Here is an 18,388-nt window from a genome sequence, read left to right as displayed (position 1 = left end):
TTTATGTAAATTTGTAGCAGTATAATCATTATGAAAAATTTTATTGCTGCACTTTTACTCAGTAGCTCATTGACTGCTGTTGCTCAAAATTCTAATCAAGAACAAATTAATCACACGTTCTATAATAAAATAGAATTTTTTATCAATTCACAACAGACAGATTCCATTTATAAACTGGCGAATGAAAATTTTAAGAGAGCAGTACCATATTCTTCTTTAAAAAACTTACTGGAAAATGAGATTTATCCGTTAGGTAGGATCAAACATGCTGAAAAAATAAACTACAGTAATGGAGTAAGTCAATATCGTGTAGATTTCACAGATAAATCCTTTCAGGTTCCTTTCGGTGTGGATAGCACGTTGCATTACCACACTTTAGGTTTTCAACCCGTTACAAAACCTGTTGCAGAGAAACAGGCACCCGTATTAACAAATACCGTTGTCGAAAATAAAGTTGATTTTTTCATTGATTCTGCTGCCAATATTTATACCAAAAAGGGGAATACACAATCTTTAGCAATTGGTGTCATAAAAAATGGTCAGTTAAACACCTACTTTTATGGTGAGACTGAAAAAGGAAATAAAATTCTACCCACAAGCAGTACCCTTTATGAAATAGGTTCACTGTCAAAAATCTTCACGGCTACATTATTAGCGGATTTCGTTCAAAGTGGAACATTAAGTTTAGAACAGCATATCGTTGATTTTTTACCTGATTCATTAAAAATAAATCCTAGCTTACAAAAGATAACGTTTAAAACCTTAGCAAATCATACTTCCGGTTTGCCCCGATTACCAGATAATCTTGAGAAAACAAAAGGTTTTGACCCCAACAACCCGTACAAAAATTATGATAGGAAATATTTACACCAATATTTGGCAACTTTCAAAGCCGAAAATGAAAGCGGAGAAAAATATGAATATAGTAATCTTGGGTATGCATTATTAGGAGATATATTAACATCACTCCATAAAAAAAGTTACAACACGGAAATTCAGGAAATTATCGCAAAGCCTTTAGGCTTAACATCGACTACGGATGTTCTAAATCCTAAAACACAATATCTGCCAAAAGTCTATAACATAAAAGGAGAAGAAACGAAAGCATGGGATTTTCAAATTTTTAGTGCGGCTGGAGGTTTAAAATCGACTGTTACCGATTTAATGATCTTTGCGCAGACACAGTTCAAAATGCCGGAAACACAATTGGAGAACGCTATGGCACTGACACGTCAGTTCACATATTTCCTTCCTCCTAGCACAGACATTGGCCTGGCTTGGCACATGGATTTATTGGATGATATTACTTACTGTTATCACACAGGTGGTACAGGTGGCAGCAGTTCATTCATAGCTATTGCACCAGATAAAAAAACAGCGGTAGTTTTACTTTCCAATGCTGCCGAATCTATCGAGACAACTGGATTATCGATCTTCCATTTTCTTCTTTCTCAAAAATAAGATAAAGCAAACATTCAAATACTTAGGGGACATATTGAATAATATGTCCCCTATTTTTTTAATCGCCTCCATAAAATAATGATGAACCAATGAGATATCGATTTGTTTTACATATATAATTACATCATAAATAAAACAAATTTAGCTAAGTTTGGTAATAGAAAATTGATTTTAAGCGTATGAAAGTTTTTATCTGCAGAACAATTCCTCAAAAAGCGATTGATAGTTTACAGCAAGCTGGTTTTGACATCACCTACCGCACAGAACCCGGAAATATTATACAATCAGATTTAATTAAAGCCTGTCAACAGGTAGATTATTTATTTGCCGCCGGACATAATCTGCTAGATGAAAAATTTTTCGAAACATGTCGTCATCTTAAGGGAATAGCATTGATGAGTGCCGGATATGACAGTGTTGACCTTGAAGCCGCAACCAAATACGGTATTCCTGTAAGCAATACACCTGATGTGTTATCCAACGCAACTGCTGATATCGCTTTTCTATTAATGCTGGCAGTGTCGAGAAAAGCTTTTTTCATGAATCGCAAAATCATAAATAACGAATGGAAAGATTTTGAATTAACGGAACATCTCGGTGTGGAGCTTGATGGGAAGACTTTAGGAATTTTTGGATTAGGCCGTATTGGTTTTGAACTCGCAAGGAAAGCCAAAGCTGCTTATAATATGGATATCATTTATTACAATAGACATCCAAACAGTAATGCAAAACGACTTTTGGATGCTACTTACGTAAATTATGATGAATTATTAACCCGAAGTGATGTGCTGTCGGTTCATGCAAATCTGACAGCAGAAACGAAAGGAAAATTTAATAAAGAAGCTTTCACAAGAATGAAAAACACAGCTATTTTTATCAATACAGCACGTGGGGGATTACATCAAGAAGAAGATTTATACACGGCATTAACAAGCGGAGAACTGTGGGGGGCTGGTCTAGATGTCACTAACCCTGAGCCTATGGCATTTGACAATCCACTACTTAGCTTGCCTAACGTAGCAGTATTGCCCCATATCGGATCTGCTACAACAGAAGCTAGGGATAATATGGCGCTAATGGCAGCTCAAAACTTGATCGCCGCTAATAAGCACATCAAAATGCCTCAAATTTTAAATAAAGAGATTTATGAAAATAATATATAAATTGATCAATAAAATCAATAAACTGATTTTACCTCGATATGCAAAGAAAGATCCAACAAAACTAAAAAAGTACCAACAAGCTATATTAGCTTATCGGTACTTTATTTTGGTCCGATCACTCGATTAAGATTTCATAATACGGTCCTGCCCTCCATTTAGATCCGAAATAATACGCATCTCGGTCTGTGGATAAGGAATACTGATGTTATGTTTATCCAAAGCATTTTTAATAGCTTCTTGATTTTCATTGTTCGCTGGCCAAAAATCTTCCTTTTTTGTCCATGCACGAATGGTGAGATTAACGGAACTATCTCCCAACCCTTTCACAAAAACCTCAACTGGAGGAGTTTTCAGAATACGTGAATCATTATGAAGTACGTCCATAATAATCTCACGCGCTTCCTTAATATTGGCATCATATGAAATACCGACCGTATACTCAAAACGGCGATTGGTAATTTTGGTGAAATTTTGAATAACAGAATTTGCTAAAGGACCATTTGGACTAAATACACGAACACCATCTCCAGCAATTAACGTTGTATATAAAATATCGATTCTATCCACAGTGCCCGATGTACCGTTACTGCTACTCACATAGTCTCCAACTTCGAAAGGTCTAAATAAAAGAATCAGTACCCCGCCGGCAAAATTACTTAAACTGCCCTGCAATGCTAAACCTGCTGCCAGACCAAAAGCTGATAAAGCGGCAATAAAGGAAGTTGTTTCAATTCCCATGGTACTCGCTACTGTTAGGAATAATAGGGCGTAAAATACAACACGCAAGATACTCATCGCAAATCCCCGTATTGATAAGTCTACATTACGCTTTTCAAATCTCCTACTGATCAGGCCAAGTAAAAATTTGACAATGTAGCTTCCAACGATTAATATAATAATCCCTGTAATAATACTTGGTGTCTTTAAAAGTACAACTTCTAGTAACGTATCCAGACTGCTTTCTAATCTATTCATTTGTTATCTGTTTTTGTTTCTCATAAATATAACAATTGAGTCACGAATTGGCAATAAAATTATCAATCGTTGAAAAACACCATAAAATCGATAATTAAATCAGTTGCAGATGTGATTTTTGAAGTAAATTTGTACTGTGATAAAGAAAAGTACCATACCCGTATTAGATAACTGCTCCATCAATAACGATTCGAGCAGCCTCTTATTTGTCGATCATCTTGCTGATTACATCGCGATGCATCACAATATGGTATTTCCGCATAAACATAATTTCTACCATTTTGTGCTCTTTACAAAAGGTTCCGGCAATCACCTGATCGATTTTGAAAAACATGAAATAGAAGCATACCAAATCTACTTTATGGCCCCAGGGCAAGTACACACCTGGAACTTCAATGGTGATGAAGAGGGTTTCGTTGTAAACTTTGATCCGGAGTATTTTCAATCTTTCTTATTACGAACTGATTATTTAAATCGTTTTTCGTTTTTAAGTGGTCAGAATGATCAAATTGTATTTACAATTCCAGAGTCTAATCGAAAAGATGCTTATAAAATGTTTGAGGCATTTTATCAGACAAGTAAAAATCCAACGGCTAGCGATTTAATACGTGTGAGCTTACTTCAGCTATTGCTTTGGATTGAATCTTGGCATGGCACAAAAACGGAGAAAACGAGTAATCCATATAATTACACCATTTTCCATAATTATCAACGATTAGTGGAAAAAAACTTTAAAGAAATCAGATTGCCAAAAGCATATGCGGAACAGCTATTTATTACACCTAATCATCTGAACGCGATCTGCAAATCGTACATAGGAAGTGCGGCTGGCGAGATCATTCGGGAACGTGTATTGCTTGAAGCAAAGCGATTATTGGTCAATAAAAATCTCAATATTAATGAGATCGCTATCGAGTTGAATTTTAATGACAACTCTTATTTTACTAAATTTTTTAAAAAAGCTACTGGATTAACACCCGATGAATTCAGAAAAAACAACAGTTAGATATGAAAGAGAAGGAAACTACTTATGAATTATCAGAATTTAAAGCCGCCAGCAAGGCACTATGCCCTCGTTGCCGTAAAGGAAAAATATTCACAGGGAATACTTATGGCTTTAAAACACAAAAAATGAACACGCATTGTGATTACTGCGGTCTACGTTACGAACGTGAACCGGGATATTTCTACGTGTCTATGTTTGTGAGTTATGCATTTACAGTTGCTGAAATGATCACAGCTTGTCTAGCTACGTATATTATAACTGGCAATGACAATTCGTTTTGGCTTTACTCAATTGTAGCATTAGTGACAGTTTTTATATTAAGTCCTTTCAATTACCGTTACTCCAGAGTTGTATTGATGTATTGGTTGAGTCCTGGACTAAATTACAATCCTAATATCAAACAAAAAGAAATCAACCCTACATCAAGAACTTTATAAACAAGATAATATCTACCTTTATAAAATGAAGGAGTTAATTTATCTCGACAATAATGCAACAACTAAAATCATGGATGAAGTATGGGATACTATGCTACCCTATTTCATCCATAATTATGCAAATGCCTCCAGTGTGTATCACAGTATGGGGCGTGAGGCTAATGGAGCAATAGAAAAAGCCCGTCTACAGGTTTCCCGATCTCTTAACTGTCAACCTAAAGAGATCTTTTTCAATTCAGGCGCAACCGAATCCATTAACACAGTACTAAAAGGAATTTATAAAAATTATAAATCCAAAGGCAATCACATCATTACAGTCAAAACAGAGCACAAAGCGGTTTTAGAAACCCTGCTACAATTAGAAAAAGAGGGGGCTTTAGTTACCTACCTTGATGTTGATGACACTGGAAAAATAGATTTAAGTGCCCTTGAAGAACATATTACGGCACAGACCATATTAGTCTGTATTATGGCCGCAAATAATGAAACCGGATATATCCACCCCATTCAGGAAATTGCAACCTTATGCAAAGATAAAGACTGTTTATATTTTTGTGATGCCACGCAGTTCATTGGTAAAATCCCGCTTGATCTTGGGCAGATCCCTATTGACATATTGTGTTTAAGTGCTCACAAAATGCATGGCCCCAAAGGCATTGGCGCATTATTCATCCGTCGCAAGTCCAAACCCATCCAAATCACTGCACTGATTACAGGTGGAGGACAAGAAAATGGTTTTCGGGCAGGTACATACAATGTCCCCAATATTGTTGGCCTAGGATCAGCAATAACCCACATGCAGCTTCATGAAAGAGATTTTGAGCATACGATTCAATTGAGAGAATATTTAGAAAATGCATTAAGTGAAATCCCTGCAACTTATATTCATGCAAAGACAGCTTCACGTTTACCTAATACCACGTCGATCTGTTTCAAGCATTTACTTGCGAGCGAGCTCATGACCCATTGTCCACAATTAGCATTATCATCCGGTTCTGCATGTGTTAGTGGCACCAGAGATCCGTCTCACGTACTACTTGCTATGGGGATTTCAAAAGAAGATGCGTTAGCAACAGTACGATTCAGTATAAGCAGATTGACAACAAAAGAAGAAGTAGACACCACCACTAGGCTGATCAAAGAAGCAGTGACAAAAATTAGACAAAACTCTCCTATCTGGCAACTCTTTCAGGCCGGTCTTATTACTTAATTATTACATTTAGTGTCAGATTTATATTGGAAATAAAAAAGAAGTTAGCGTAATTTGTACTATTCAATATTAATATAATTATTCAGCGATATGGTAACCGTTACAGACAAAGCAAAATCTCGAATTGAAGAGATAATGAGTACTGAAAAATATGACAGCAGTTATTTTGTGCGTGTTGCTGTTGAAAGCGGAGGTTGTTCAGGCCTAAGCTATAAATTGCACTTCGATAACGAAGAAAAAAAAGGTGATCAGTTTTGCGAAGATAAAGGTGTTAAAGTATGTTTAGATATTAAGTCATTCTTATATCTAGCTGGAACAGAGCTTGACTATTCTGATGGATTAGATGGTAAAGGATTTGAATTCCATAATCCGAACGCCACAAGAACTTGTGCTTGCGGTGAAAGTTTCTCCGTTTAAAAAAACAAACATATAAAAATATAGGAGGTCGCCATGTCAACATGGCGGCCTCCTTATTTTTTTAAGATCTCATCAATTCAGGCAATTTCTTGCGATCGCATCAAAAATATATCATTATGGAAATAAATTTACCAACAATACCTTGTTATATCTGAAATATTGTTATTTTTGAGGAAAATTGAGGGAAACAGAATTTGTCTTGAGCATTACTCGATACAGATTCTTAACAGATACAAATAAAAAATAGATAACCAAGAGGCTATTTTTTGATATATATACATTTCATGGATAAAAGAAAGTTATTAAAAACTGAAGTTGCTATTAGTTTTGTAAAGGATACTTTTGCACAACAACTTAGAAATAATTTAGGATTGATTCCTATCTCATCACCTTTGGTTATACTTGATGGTACGGGTATAAATGATGATTTAAATGGCATCGAAAGACCAGTAGCCTTCCCTATCAAAGCGCTACAGGAACGTAAGGCTGTTGTTGTTCACTCACTAGCAAAATGGAAGCGCTTAAGATTAAAAGAGCTTGAACTTGAGGTTGGAGAGGGCATATTGACTGATATGCGTGCACTACGTCCTGATGAGGACTATACGCCGATTCACTCTATCTATGTAGATCAATGGGATTGGGAAAAAACAATCTCCGCAGAACAGAGAACATTTTCTTTTCTACAAGATACCGTTCTAAAAATATATGATGCTTTACGCTTCACTGAAAAGCAAGTAGAACGTCAATACCCAGATATTAAATCTGTTTTACCTGAAGAGATTACCTTTATTTCTTCAGAAGAATTGTTGCAAAAATATCCAACATTCACACCTAAAGAGCGTGAAAATGCCATTGCAAAAGAGCATGGCGCTGTATTTATCTATGGTATAGGTGGAATTTTATCGAATGGCGAAGCTCATGATGGACGAGCAGCAGATTACGATGACTGGAGTACTGAAAATGGAAGTGGAACAAATGGATTAAATGGGGATATCTTAGTTTGGAATCCTATTTTAAACACGGCATTTGAACTATCTTCTATGGGCGTACGTGTAGACAAAACTGCGTTAGAGCGACAGCTTAAAATTAGAAATAATGTTGAACGCGCAGCATTATCATTCCACAAAATGCTGTTAAATGATGAGTTGCCAGAAGCCATCGGTGGTGGAATCGGACAATCACGTGTATGCATGTTTATGCTAAAAAAAGCACATATTGGTGAAGTTCAGGTCAGTATATGGGATGAACAGGAAAAACAATCCCTACAAGATAAAGGAATTCATTTATTGTAATTGAATCCATAAACATAAAAAAAGGTCTGCTTACGGCAGACCTTTTTTTATGTAATACTTTGTGTACTTTTGCAACATGCAAATAGACGCCATATTACAAAAACTCCATATCTCTTCGCTGAATGACATGCAGAATGAGGTCATGGATAAATTCAAAGAAAAAGAAAATCTCATCTTACTTTCACCAACCGGTTCAGGTAAAACATTAGCTTTTGCACTTGCTTTGATGAAAACATTAAACAAAGATGTAGCTGACGTCCAATCTTTGATCCTGGTACCCACCCGCGAATTGGCTTTGCAGATTGAATCCGTATTAAAAAGAGTTGCTACCGGTTTTAAAATCACCTGTTGCTATGGCGGTCATGATACCAAGACTGAAAGAAACAATTTAAAGAATCCTCCTGCTATCCTCATTGGTACACCAGGTCGTATTGTTTATCATCTTGAAGGAAACCACTTTGATCCGACACAAATCAGGACGCTGGTTTTGGATGAATTTGACAAATCATTGGAATTAGGTTTTCAGGATCAGATGTCTTTTATAATTGATTACTTAACTAACTTAGAAACACGCATCTTAACATCGGCTACCGCAATGAAAGAAATACCTGATTTCACAGGCATTTCTGCTGCAACAGAGGTTAATTTTCTAAGTCACATACAAAGTGCACCAGCGTTAACGATAAAAAAGATTGTCGCTCCAATCCATAAAAAATTAGAAGCTCTGTTTCAATTGCTATGCAAAATAGGTAATCAAAAAGTACTTATCTTTTGTAATCACCGCGATGCTGTTGACCACATCAGCGAATTGCTACAAAACCGTGATATCATACATGATGTATTCCACGGCGGACTGGAACAAAGTGATCGCGAGCTGGCACTCTTGAAATTTAGAAACAATAGCAATCATATCTTGATCACGACCGACCTTGCTGCCCGAGGACTTGATATCCCTGAGATCGATGCCATTATCCATTACCAGTTACCTTACCGTGAAGATGATTTCACACATAGAAATGGTAGAACAGCACGTATGCAAGCAAAAGGAAAAGTCTTTATCATCTTAAAACCTGACGAAGATTATCCCTATGTGGCGGATGATATCGCAATCGAAGAAATCGATGGTGAATATAAGCTACCTGAAAACTCTGATTTCGCTACCCTATACTTTTCAGCAGGTAAAAAAGATAAAGTCAACAAAATTGATCTCGTTGGTTTTTTACTTAACCTCGAGGGAATAGAAAAAAGTAATGTCGGTATTATTGAAGTTAAAGACAGAGAATCTTTCGTTGCTGTCAAACGCTCTTTAGTTAGCACTATACTTAAACATTCTAACCTCGGTAAGATTAAAGGCAAAAAGATTAGAATATTGAGAAGCTAGTCTATTCCTATCCTCTCCCAAAAACAGATAACTGTTATTAAAAAAGGCCAAATTAAATCATGATATTTAATCTGGCCTTTTTTTAATCCAGTCTTTATTCATTTTTCTTATCTTGTCCTATCGTAAAATTAATCTAATACCATGAACAAAGTATTTTTAGCTTTTTCAGTGCTTGCAACAACCTTTTCATTTCAAGTAAAGGCTCAGTCAATCCTCGAAACAGACTATGTTAAAAAGAATTATGATAAAAAGGAAATTTCAGTTCCGATGCGTGATGGGGTCAAATTATTTACCACCATCTACACACCAAAAGACAAAAGCCAGCAATATCCTGTTTTATTAAACCGCACCCCTTATACCGTAAGCCCTTATGGTGAAGATAAATACAAAGAAACGTTAGGGAATTTCCCGGCAATGACTTTAGAAGGTTACATCTTTGTTTACCAAGATGTACGGGGCAAATGGATGAGCGAAGGAACCTTTGAAGATATAAGACCGACAAACTTAAAAAAAGGAAAAAAAGATATTGATGAAAGTACGGATACCTATGACTTACTAGAATGGCTTAGCAAAAACCTAAAGAACTACAATGGTAAAGCAGGCATGTACGGCATTTCTTATCCAGGATTTTACTCCACAGTAAGTCTTACGAAAACACATCCATCATTAAAAGCAGTATCACCGCAAGCTCCGGTAACAAACTGGTACCTGGGCGATGACTTTCATCATAATGGCGTACTTTTCACAGGAGATGCATTTAAATTCATGTCCAGCTTCGGTATTCCTAGACCTAAACCCATTACGCCAGATCAGGCACCCAAGACTTTTCAATATCCTTCAAAAGATGTTTATCAGTTCTACATGAATGCCGGGACAGCGAAAGACCTGAAAGACAACTATTTTGCCGATTCTATCAAATTTTGGAATGATGTCTTTGACCACCCACATTATGATCAGTTTTGGAAAGATAGAGAGATATTACCGCACTTAACCGATGTTAAACCAGCCGTTATGGTAGTTGGAGGCTTTTTTGATGCCGAAGATGCCTACGGAACATTTGAAACTTACAAAGCGATCGAAAAACAAAACCCAAAGAATAATTCGATCCTCGTGGCTGGCCCCTGGTTTCACGGAGGCTGGGTACGTGGTGACGGTAGCTCTTTTGGTGATATTCAATTTGACCAGAAAACAAGTGTGACGTATCAGGAAAAATTTGAACTACCCTTTTTCAATTATTATCTGAAAGGGAAGGGTGATTTTAAGGGGGCAGAAGCGAATATCTTTGTAACAGGAAGCAACCAATGGAAATCATTTGATAAATGGCCTCCAAAAGATGTAGAGGACAAAAAACTCTACCTACAACCTCAAGGCAAACTAGGGTTTGAAAAAGTAGGACGTACAGATTCTTGGGATGAATATGTTAGTGATCCTAACAAACCTGTACCTTATCAAGGTGGTGTTATGGAGAGCAGGACACGTGAGTACATGATCGACGACCAGCGTTTCGCCTCATCTAGACCCGATGTTATGGTTTATCAAACAGAACCTTTAAACGAAGATATCACAATAGTTGGCCCCATTAAAAACTTCCTAAAAGTATCAACCTCTGGAACAGACGCAGATTATGTCGTAAAACTTATTGATGTCTACCCTGCAAACAGCCCATCCTCCAACAATAAAGTAATGGATGGCTACCAAATGCTGGTTCGCGGTGAAATTATGGCTGGAAAATATCGGAATGGATTTGAGAAGGCAGAACCTATGCAACCGGATTTTGTTACTGCGGTTAACTACAGCATGCCTGATGTAGCGCATACGTTCAAAAAAGGACACCGCATCATGATTCAGGTACAAAATACGTGGTTTCCAATTGCAGAACGTAATCCACAGCAGTTTTTTGAAGGTTATGAAGCCAAATCGAGTGACTACAGGAAAGCAACACATCGTATTTTTCATGATCACAACAATTCGTCATATATTGAATTTTCGATCTTAAAATAGAAAAAGCATGCTTTACCATTTCTTTCTTGCCCTACATTCGGCTAGCAGATGGATGATCGTCGTTTGTCTTATCGCATTATTAGTACGTGCCTATATGGGCTGGAAAAAAAAGTATCACATGAAACCGTATGATTATATACTACAGATAGTAACGTTAATCTTACTTTACATACAGTTTATAGTAGGATTAACACTCTATTTTGAAAGTCCGATCGTACATTATTTTATCAAAAATTTTAATGAAGCCATCAAACTGCGTCAGGTACGTTTTTTTGGAATGGAACACATCACCATGATGACTATTGGCATTTTAGTGTTTACCATTGGATATATAAAGGCCCGTAAAAAACAAAGCAGTGTAGCTAAATTCAAAACGATATTTATCTACACTGCTTGGGCTATATGCATTATCTTCACCTCTATCCCGTGGGAATTTTCACCTTTAACGAGTAGACCTAGCTTCAGAATGTTTTAATAACAATTACTCGCCTTTCCAATTTGGAGGTCTTTTTTCCATACGCGCGGCCATTCCCTCTTTAAAATCATGACTTGTTCTCAGCCTTTGCAACTGCTCAAGAAGAAAAGCATACTGATCAGCCTTTCTAAGCCCTTCTAATTGTTTCGCTGACTCAAAGCCCATCTTAACCGCTAATGGCGCAATAGACGTCAGCTTATTGATCAAATCTGGCAACATATCGGGTTTCTGATCCATCAGTTCAAAAACTAAACCCATATTTTTCATTTCTTGAGCTGAAATCACCTCTGGACGAATGCATAGATCCATTGCTTTGTTATGGGGCAAATGCTTCAGCAGACCCGCCAAAACCTGAAAAGGAAACAATCCAAGTTGCACCTCTGGTAAAGAGAACTGAACTGTCGACTTCGCAATAACATAGGTGCATTCCAGAATCATTAAAAAACCTCCCGCAATCACATTTCCTTCGAGCACTGCGATCGAAGGTTTATTCAATTGTGACATGACTTCTCCCAAAGACAAATCAACATGTGGAACCGTCTTTGCCAGCTCGGAAACATCTGGATTTTCAAAAGCTTTCAAATCCATACCAGCACAAAATACAGGACCTTCCGCGTCGAGAATAAGCACCCTAACATCCGGATCTGAATCTGCGATTTGTATGGCATGATAGATCTCGTCGATCATCAACGGTGTAAAAGCATTTCGTTTTTCAGGACGCGCCAAGGTCAAATAAAAAACATGATCGGCCTGTTTCACCTTAATAAACTTATAATTCAAATGACCACTCATAAACTTCTGACTTTATGCTATTAAATTAATAAATTCACCACCAAAGGTCAATATTTTATCCTGCCCTTTTCGCTCAAAATAATATATCAAATCTTCCGTTGGAATATTCCCTACCAACTCATCTTCGGCAAACGGACAGCCTCCGTATCCTAAAATAGCACCATCAAATTTTCGACATCCAGCAAGGTAAGCGGCATTGATTTTATCTAGACTACTTGCCTTAGGAGAATGAAAATGTGCACCGATATTTAAGGTTGTAAACCGTTGTAATGCCTGTTCAAAAAGTTGTGTTATCTGTGGCAATGTTGCCTCAGAGGTTGTGTCTGCCAAAGAGAATTCCACCACCCCTAGGGCAGCAATCTTGTCCATCCAATCAAGCACGAGCTCATTACTCCAAAAATCACCAAATGGATTTCCAAAAGCCATGGATATATACACCACCATTTCTTTTTTGTGTTGATGTGCAATTTCCACAATACCTTTCAGACGTTCAAATGAATCAATGATAGAAGCATTTGTATTTCGTTGCTGAAAAACCTCAGAGATGGAAAAAGGATAGCCCAAATAAGTGAGATTATCCGATTTCACAGCACGTAGAGCACCTTGTTCATTAGCAATGATCCCCAGCAGCTTCGTTTTACCGGACGTATTCAGCTGACGAAGCACTTCTTCAGTATCCGCCAATTGCGGAACAGCTTTTGGAGAAACAAACGATCCACAGTCAAGCCAGTCAAACAATTCGCTTTCAAGCAACATGTTCAAATACTTAACTTTTTTTTCCGTTGGAATCACATGCGATATCCCTTGAATGGCATCCCTGGGACATTCTACCAAAATTATATCTTCTTTTTTAGGCATCTTTTTGAATTTCCCGAGAAATAACCATCTTCTGTATACTCGACGTACCTTCCCCGATTGTACATAATTTTGCGTCTCTAAAGAACTTTTCAGCAGGATAATCTTTTGTAAAGCCATATCCTCCAAAAATCTGAACAGATTCATTAGAAACCGAAACTGCCGTTTCTGAAGCGTATAGCTTTGCCATTGCTCCTATTTTAGAAATGCGTTCACCACGATCTTTCATATATCCAGCTTGACGGGTCAGCAGCTCTGCTGCCTGAATTTCTGTAGCCATCTCTGCAAGCTTAAATCCAACCGCCTGAAATTCAAAAATCTTTTGATTGAACTGCTCTCTTTCATTTGCATACTTTAACGCACATTCATAAGCACCACGAGCAATACCCAATGATAAAGCAGCGATAGAAATACGGCCACCATCCAATAGTTTCAATGCCTGAACAAAACCCTGCCCCTCTTCACCGACCATCTGATCCTGATGAATACGACAATTATCGAAAAACAAACATGCGGTCTCTGAAGCACGCATCCCTAATTTATTTTCCTTTTTACCTGCAGAAAAACCTTCTGTCCCCTTCTCGACAATAAAAGCAGTAACACCCTTTTTGTCACCTTTCTCACCGGTACGGGCAAGTACAACAGCTACGTCCGAGCTTATGGCATGTGTGATGAAGTTTTTAGAACCATTCAGCACAAAATAATCACCGTCGCGAACCGCAACAGTCGCTAATCCTCCAGCATCAGACCCCGAACCCGTTTCTGTTAAACCCCAAGCTCCCAGCCATTCTCCTGTTGCCAATTTTGGTAGATATTTCTGCTTCTGACTTTCATTTGCGAAACTCAATATATGATTTGTACACAATGAATTATGTGCCGCTACCGAAAGTCCTATGGAACCACAAACTTTGGAGATCTCGTCCAAAACGGTTATATACTCCTGGTATCCAAAGCCAGATCCACCATAAGCTTCCGGGACAATAATGCCCATAAAGCCATGCTCGCCGAGCTTCTTAAATAAAGGTGCAGGAAATGTTTGTGCTTCATCCCACTCCATGATGTAGGGACGAATATGAGTTTCAGCAAAGTCTCTAGCACTTTGGCGAATCATCATCATTTGTTGTTCATTTTCAATAAACATAAATGTAATCTTTAATTTATAATTGGAATTCTGTTATTTACAATAATAACAAAATTATAACATCTTTTTTTAGAGAAACTCAAAATATAATGTTAAATTTATCTCATATTATCAAATTCTGAATTTGACATGCTTAAAATCCAATTATAACATGAATGAACTAATTGTAGAGTTAGAACTAAAAAGAGCAGCACTTCGCTTGGGAGGTGGCGAAGATAAAATCAAAAAATTAAAAGCCAAAGGAAAGCTCACTGCATGGGAGCGTGTCGAATACCTCCTAGATGATCACAAAGCTTATATTGAAATTGCCCAGTTTGCCGGAGACAATATGTACCCTGAAGAAGGCGGTTGTCCAAATGCAGGTGTTGTCTGTGTTTTAGGGTATGTTAAAGACGAATTATGCGTCATTGTCTCTAATGATGCAACTGTAAAGGCTGGTGCCTGGTTCCCCATTAGCTGCAAAAAAAATCTACGTGCGCAAGAAATTGCTATGGAGAACAAAATTCCCATCATATACCTTGTCGATTCTGCAGGTGTCTTTTTACCGATGCAGGATCAAATATTCCCTGATAAAGAGCATTTTGGACGCATTTTTAGAAATAATGCTAAAATGTCCTCTATGGGTATACCTCAAATAGCCGCTATAATGGGCAGTTGTGTTGCGGGAGGTGCCTATTTACCGATCATGTCCGACTACGCATTTATCGTTGAAGGAACCGGCTCTGTATTTTTAGCTGGCCCCTATCTGGTCAAATCTGCTATCGGTGAGACTGTTGATGCCGAAACATTAGGAGGCGCAAGCACACATTCTGTTATTTCTGGCGTTACAGACAATAAATTTCCAGATGAAGCAAGCTGTCTTGATGCTATAAAAGGTGTTATGGATAAACTTGGTGCGCATCCAAAAGCAGGATTTAATCGTAAAGAAGCCAAGGCGCCTTTACGTCAAAGCTCCGAAATCGCAGAAATATTGCCTTTAGATCGCACAAAACCGTATTCCATGCACAAGCTTTTAGAAGCTTTAGTTGACGAGGGTACTTTTGAAGAATATAAACAGGATTATGGCAAAACGATTGTCTGTGGTCTTGCCCGTATTGACGGATGGGCAGTAGGAATCGTTGCAAACCAACGTGAAATTGTTAAAGCAAAGAAACCAGCTGGTGCTGTTGAAATGCAGATGGGTGGCGTAATATACAGCGATTCTGCAGATAAGGCTGCACGCTTTATCATGAACTGTAATCAACAATTAATTCCACTGGTATTTCTGCAAGATGTAACAGGTTTCATGGTCGGTAGTCGCTCCGAACAGGGCGGCATAATTAAAGATGGAGCAAAGATGGTCAATGCTATGGCAAATTCAGTTGTGCCCAAGTTTACCTTTATCATCGGTAACAGTTACGGAGCTGGTAATTATGCAATGTGCGGTAAGGCATACGATCCTAGACTCATATATGCTTGGCCTACGGCGCAGATGGCTGTTATGAGCGGCGCTGCTGCCGGTAATACCCTCTTACAGATTCAAGAATCTGCCTTAAAATCAAAAGGCATAGAAATATCTGAAGAAGAGAAGAACACACTGCTAGATGATATTAAGAAGCGTTATTTGGAACAGCTCAGCCCCTATTACGCGGCTGCCCGTATTTGGGTCGATGGAGTAATCAGACCTGATGAAACGAGAAGTGTTATTAGTCTCGGTATAGAAGCTGCAAATCATAATCCAATTACTGAACGCTACAATGTTGGTGTAATCCAAACCTGATTTCCTAGCACAACACTTATAAAAGTAATATTTGATAATAATGCCCCTTTTTTTAATTCGGGGCATTATTTATTATATACAGTAACTATTTACATAAAGACCATTACTCACTATCCAATAATAATTTGACCCAAAAATCAAGAGACTTCGAATCTCTTAATACAGCGACGCTCACCGCTTTCTCCAGCGGAGTTCCCATCATTATTTTTTTTACAGGAATCTCCAATTTCTTACCACTAAGGGTGTAAGGTATCGTTGGTACCGCAATGATATCATCAGGCACATGACGCGGACTATAGCTCTTTCTTAACTTTAATTTGATGGCAGTTTTCAGATCATCAGTTAAAGAGATCCCATGTTTCATTTGCACATACAGTGGCATGGTAGACGTTCCGTCTTCCTGATCTAGACAAATTATTAAACTATCCTCAACCTCAGAAAAGCTGTTCAATATATTATAGATTTCAGCAGTACCAATTCGTACGCCACCTCGATTCAAAGTAGCATCAGAACGGCCATAAACGATAACACCCTGATGTTCCGTAAATTTGATCCAGTCGCCATGACACCACACTCCTGGGTATTTTTCAAAATAGCTCTCCTGATACTTTTCATTATCAAGATCATTCCAAAAATATATGGGCATTGATGGCATAGGGAGCGTTATAACCAGTTCACCTACTTCATTTTTCACTGATTCTCCATTTTCATTATAGGCTTCAATCTTTGACCCTAAGGTTAAACACTGTATTTCACCGGCATAGACAGGTAATAAAGGATTTCCAGATAAAAATGCACTACAGACATCTGTACCGCCACTCAGTGAAACAATCTGCGCTTGGGGAAATTGCTTTTGTAACCAGGAAAAGGTCTGCGGAGGCAATGGAGAGCCTGTTGAACCAATCGTTTTGGGTTGAAAACGAGGTTGCGTCAATTCAATATGCTGATTGGCGATATAATAGGCGGCGCCAGCCCCCACATGGTCAATCTCGTGCTGTCCAATAAAATTCCAAAAAGATAACTTTTCAGGATAGGCCAATGAACCCTCATAAATACAAAGGGTAGCCCCCAGTAATAAGGAAGAAAGCGCATAGTTCCACATCATCCACCCGGTGGTTGCATACCAGATAAATCGCTCCCCCTCTTGCACATTCTGGTGTAAAGCCAATGCTTTTAAATGCTCCAATAAAATACCACCACAGCTGTGCGTAATTGCCTTAGGCTTACCTGTCGTACCAGAAGAGTATAAAATCCAAATTGGATGGTCAAAAGGTACCGCTGTAAAACGCAACGGCACTCCTGTCTCTTGTGATACCGCATCTTTCCAGACCTGTTCATCCACAAAAACGACATCGTGTACCAGACTTTCCAGATTTGAAGATAGATCAATCATCGCATCTTTAAGATCAAACAATTTGTTATTATAGCTATACTCTGCATCTGCGAACAAAAGCTTAGGTGTCACCTGAGAAAATCGTTCCAATATACTTGACGATCCAAAATCTGGAGAACAGCATGACCAGATAGCGCCAATACTGTTAGCCGCTAAAAAAAGAGCGATAGAAGCGGGACTGTTTCTCAACACACCCACAACACGATCTCCCTTCTCTATACCCTGCCCTATCAAGAACCGCTGCAATGAACTAACCATTCCTTCCAGTTCGTCCCAAGAAATGCTCTGAAGGGGCTTATTCTCTTCCTGGAACAAAAGAGCCGGCCGTTCTGCAGTAGATTTTCGGAAAATATGTTCCGCATAATTTAAAGTGGCACCTTCAAACCATTTAGAACCAATAAATCCTTGTGGAGAAGCTTGAAAAATTTCTTGGTGAGGAGTATGAAAAATTACGTCAAAAAACGCGGCGATATCTTCCCAGAATTCCTCCAGATTTGAAACTGACCAGTCCCAAAGTATAGGATAAGAATCCATCTTAAATTGTCGTTTCTGTTCTACAAATTGCTTAAACTGGTATAAAGAAGATTCCTGTTGATAAGCAACAGAAGGCTTCCAAAGTAAATTACTCAT

Annotated in this window: 17 protein-coding genes; 12 read left to right on the top strand and 5 right to left on the bottom strand. The window is 38.1% G+C overall.

Annotated features, from left to right (window positions below; translation table 11 throughout):
- Window positions 1–30 precede the first annotated feature (30 nt).
- The 3 genes from M2265_RS25175 to M2265_RS25165 all read left to right on the top strand — a co-directional run bounded on the left by M2265_RS25175 (window position 31) and on the right by M2265_RS25165 (window position 2,751).
- Entirely contained in the window at window positions 31–1,461 is a 1,431-nt protein-coding gene (locus tag M2265_RS25175; RefSeq protein ID WP_132773018.1) for a serine hydrolase, read from the top strand.
- A 179-nt stretch (window positions 1,462–1,640) separates the two neighbouring features.
- A complete protein-coding gene (locus tag M2265_RS25170) occupies window positions 1,641–2,624 on the top strand; it encodes a 2-hydroxyacid dehydrogenase (RefSeq protein ID WP_132773020.1) in 984 nt (327 codons plus the stop codon).
- On the top strand, window positions 2,608–2,751 hold the full coding sequence (locus M2265_RS25165) for a hypothetical protein (protein WP_021189136.1): 144 nt from the start codon (window positions 2,608–2,610) through the stop codon (window positions 2,749–2,751). Before M2265_RS25170 ends, M2265_RS25165 begins: the two co-directional genes overlap by 17 nt.
- Here the strand turns inward: M2265_RS25165 and M2265_RS25160 are convergent.
- On the bottom strand, window positions 2,748–3,599 hold the full coding sequence (locus M2265_RS25160; protein WP_132773021.1) for a mechanosensitive ion channel family protein: 852 nt from the start codon (window positions 3,597–3,599) through the stop codon (window positions 2,748–2,750). The genes M2265_RS25165 and M2265_RS25160 overlap by 4 nt on opposite strands.
- 136 nt (window positions 3,600–3,735) lie before the next feature.
- Here M2265_RS25160 and M2265_RS25155 point away from each other — a divergent pair, with 136 nt between their 5' ends.
- From M2265_RS25155 to M2265_RS25120, 8 genes are all read left to right on the top strand, one after another.
- Window positions 3,736–4,605 (top strand): AraC family transcriptional regulator, encoded by an 870-nt coding sequence (locus M2265_RS25155; RefSeq protein WP_132773023.1) that lies wholly within the window; start codon window positions 3,736–3,738, stop codon window positions 4,603–4,605.
- Window positions 4,606–4,607: 2 nt separating this feature from the next.
- Entirely contained in the window at window positions 4,608–5,042 is a 435-nt protein-coding gene (locus tag M2265_RS25150; protein WP_132773024.1) for a DUF983 domain-containing protein, read from the top strand.
- A 25-nt stretch (window positions 5,043–5,067) separates the two neighbouring features.
- The gene (locus M2265_RS25145; protein ID WP_132773026.1) at window positions 5,068–6,252 is read left to right on the top strand and encodes a cysteine desulfurase family protein; all 1,185 of its coding nucleotides are present in this window, start codon (window positions 5,068–5,070) and stop codon (window positions 6,250–6,252) included.
- A gap of 90 nt (window positions 6,253–6,342) precedes the next feature.
- Complete coding sequence (locus M2265_RS25140; RefSeq protein WP_021189141.1) at window positions 6,343–6,669, top strand: HesB/IscA family protein; 327 nt, start codon at window positions 6,343–6,345, stop codon at window positions 6,667–6,669.
- 284 nt (window positions 6,670–6,953) lie between these two features.
- Window positions 6,954–7,961 (top strand): aspartate--ammonia ligase, encoded by a 1,008-nt coding sequence (gene asnA, locus M2265_RS25135; RefSeq protein ID WP_132773028.1) that lies wholly within the window; start codon window positions 6,954–6,956, stop codon window positions 7,959–7,961.
- 76 nt (window positions 7,962–8,037) lie between these two features.
- Window positions 8,038–9,342 (top strand): DEAD/DEAH box helicase, encoded by a 1,305-nt coding sequence (locus tag M2265_RS25130; protein WP_132773029.1) that lies wholly within the window; start codon window positions 8,038–8,040, stop codon window positions 9,340–9,342.
- A 141-nt stretch (window positions 9,343–9,483) separates the two neighbouring features.
- Window positions 9,484–11,343 carry a CocE/NonD family hydrolase gene (locus M2265_RS25125; protein WP_132773031.1) on the top strand — a complete coding sequence of 620 codons (1,860 nt, stop codon included), beginning with the start codon at window positions 9,484–9,486 and terminating at the stop codon, window positions 11,341–11,343.
- A 7-nt stretch (window positions 11,344–11,350) separates the two neighbouring features.
- Window positions 11,351–11,818 carry a hypothetical protein gene (locus M2265_RS25120; RefSeq protein WP_132773033.1) on the top strand — a complete coding sequence of 156 codons (468 nt, stop codon included), beginning with the start codon at window positions 11,351–11,353 and terminating at the stop codon, window positions 11,816–11,818.
- 6 nt (window positions 11,819–11,824) lie between these two features.
- On the opposite strand, the gene M2265_RS25115 is transcribed toward M2265_RS25120, so the two are convergent.
- Genes M2265_RS25115 through M2265_RS25105 form a run of 3 tightly spaced genes read right to left on the bottom strand, consistent with a single transcriptional unit; the run spans window position 11,825 to window position 14,606 of the window.
- Complete coding sequence (locus M2265_RS25115) at window positions 11,825–12,610, bottom strand: enoyl-CoA hydratase/isomerase family protein (RefSeq protein ID WP_132773034.1); 786 nt, start codon at window positions 12,608–12,610, stop codon at window positions 11,825–11,827.
- A 12-nt stretch (window positions 12,611–12,622) separates the two neighbouring features.
- The gene (locus M2265_RS25110; RefSeq protein ID WP_132773035.1) at window positions 12,623–13,468 is read right to left on the bottom strand and encodes a hydroxymethylglutaryl-CoA lyase; all 846 of its coding nucleotides are present in this window, start codon (window positions 13,466–13,468) and stop codon (window positions 12,623–12,625) included.
- Window positions 13,461–14,606, bottom strand: a complete 1,146-nt coding sequence (locus M2265_RS25105) for an acyl-CoA dehydrogenase family protein (protein ID WP_021189893.1) — start codon at window positions 14,604–14,606, stop codon at window positions 13,461–13,463. Before M2265_RS25105 ends, M2265_RS25110 begins: the two co-directional genes overlap by 8 nt.
- Before the next feature lie 151 nt (window positions 14,607–14,757).
- Here M2265_RS25105 and M2265_RS25100 point away from each other — a divergent pair, with 151 nt between their 5' ends.
- Window positions 14,758–16,365: an acyl-CoA carboxylase subunit beta gene (locus M2265_RS25100; RefSeq protein WP_132773037.1), complete on the top strand. Its 1,608-nt coding sequence runs from the start codon at window positions 14,758–14,760 to the stop codon at window positions 16,363–16,365.
- A gap of 103 nt (window positions 16,366–16,468) precedes the next feature.
- Here M2265_RS25100 and M2265_RS25095 read toward each other — a convergent pair whose 3' ends face one another.
- On the bottom strand, window positions 16,469–18,388 hold the full coding sequence (locus M2265_RS25095) for an acetoacetate--CoA ligase (protein ID WP_132773039.1): 1,920 nt from the start codon (window positions 18,386–18,388) through the stop codon (window positions 16,469–16,471).

It is taken from the genome of Sphingobacterium kitahiroshimense (assembly GCF_025961315.1).
Classification (GTDB): Bacteria; Bacteroidota; Bacteroidia; order Sphingobacteriales; family Sphingobacteriaceae; genus Sphingobacterium; species Sphingobacterium anhuiense.
The sequence above is the reverse complement of the archived record's forward strand: the minus strand, read 5'-3'. Positions and strand labels throughout refer to the sequence as shown.